The organism is Pseudoalteromonas sp. 2CM32C (assembly GCF_023161925.1).
In the GTDB taxonomy this organism is placed as follows: domain Bacteria; phylum Pseudomonadota; class Gammaproteobacteria; order Enterobacterales; family Alteromonadaceae; genus Pseudoalteromonas; species Pseudoalteromonas marina.
The window spans coordinates 1-1,989 of the sequence record NZ_JALNTI010000020.1 but is presented as its reverse complement, the minus strand read 5'-3'; the positions used below and the strand labels follow the sequence as shown (position 1 = coordinate 1,989).

Below are 1,989 nucleotides of genomic sequence, written 5' to 3'. Positions count from 1 at the left end.
AAAACGCGTTTGGCGTTGTATGGTTAAGCCTCACGGGTAATTAGTACAAGTTAGCTTAATGGCTCACACCACTTCCACATCTTGCCTATCAACGTTGTAGTCTTCAACGGCCCTTCAGAGACTTTAAAAGTCTAGTGAGAACTCATCTCGAGGCCTGCTTCGCGCTTAGATGCTTTCAGCGCTTATCAGTTCCGAACGTAGCTACCGGGCAATGCCATTGGCATGACAACCCGAACACCAGCGGTTCGTTCACTCCGGTCCTCTCGTACTAGGAGCAACCCCTCTCAATTCTCAAACGCCCACGGCAGATAGGGACCGAACTGTCTCACGACGTTCTAAACCCAGCTCGCGTACCACTTTAAATGGCGAACAGCCATACCCTTGGGACCGACTTCAGCCCCAGGATGTGATGAGCCGACATCGAGGTGCCAAACACCGCCGTCGATATGAACTCTTGGGCGGTATCAGCCTGTTATCCCCGGAGTACCTTTTATCCGTTGAGCGATGGCCCTTCCATTCAGAACCACCGGATCACTATGACCTACTTTCGTACCTGCTCGACGTGTCTGTCTCGCAGTTAAGCTGGCTTCTACCATTACACTAACCGTACGATGTCCGACCGTACTTAGCCAACCTTCGTGCTCCTCCGTTACTCTTTGGGAGGAGACCGCCCCAGTCAAACTACCCACCAGGCACTGTCCGTAACCCCGATTCAGGGGCCAACGTTAGAACATCAAAACTACAAGGGTGGTATTTCAAGGACGACTCCACAAGAACTAGCGTTCCTGCTTCAAAGTCTCCCACCTATCCTACACATGTAGGTTCAATGTTCAGTGCCAAGCTGTAGTAAAGGTTCACGGGGTCTTTCCGTCTAGCCGCGGGTACACAGCATCTTCACTGCGATTTCAATTTCACTGAGTCTCGGGTGGAGACAGCGTGGCCATGGTTACACCATTCGTGCAGGTCGGAACTTACCCGACAAGGAATTTCGCTACCTTAGGACCGTTATAGTTACGGCCGCCGTTTACCGGGGCTTCGATCAAGAGCTTCTCCGAAGATAACCCCATCAATTAACCTTCCGGCACCGGGCAGGTGTCACACCGTATACGTCATCTTGCGATTTTGCACAGTGCTGTGTTTTTAATAAACAGTCCCAGCCACCTGGTCACTGCGGCTCCCGTCCGCTTAGAGAGCAAGTCTCATCACAGATAGGAGCGTACCTTCTCCCGAAGTTACGGTACGATTTTGCCTAGTTCCTTCACCCGAGTTCTCTCAAGCGCCTTAGTATTCTCTACCTGACCACCTGTGTCGGTTTGGGGTACGATTCGGTATAATCTGAAGCTTAGAGGCTTTTCCTGGAAGTATGGCATCAGCAACTTCACTACCGTAGTAGCTCGTCTCGTGTCTCAGGTTTAATGTTCGTCCGGATTTACCTAAACAAACGCCCTACTCACTTTCACATGGACAACCATCGCCATGCTTGCTTAGCCTTCTCCGTCCCCCCATCGCAATTATACCAAGTACGGAAATATTAATCCGTTTCCCATCGACTACGCCTTTCGGCCTCGCCTTAGGGGTCGACTTACCCTACCCTGATTAACATGGGATAGGAACCCTTGGTCTTCCGGCGTGCGGGTTTTTCACCCGCATTATCGTTACTCATGTCAGCATTCGCACTTCTGATACGTCCAGCATACCTCCCGGTACACCTTCAACCGCTTACAGAACGCTCCCCTACCACTCATACAAAGTATGAATCCGCAGCTTCGGTGCATAGTTTAGCCCCGTTACATCTTCCGCGCAGACCGACTCGACCAGTGAGCTATTACGCTTTCTTTAAAGGATGGCTGCTTCTAAGCCAACCTCCTGGCTGTCTGGGCCTTTCCACATCGTTTCCCACTTAACTATGACTTTGGGACCTTAGCTGGCGGTCTGGGTTGTTTCCCTCTTCACGACGGACGTTAGCACCCGCCGTGTGTCTCCCGGATA

At 51.5% G+C, this 1,989-nt stretch carries 1 rRNA gene; it reads right to left on the bottom strand.

The features are described 5' to 3' along the window. Positions 1-19: 19 nt before the first annotated feature. Positions 20-1,989 (bottom strand): 23S ribosomal RNA (locus MTF67_RS18420); the annotation flags it as partial.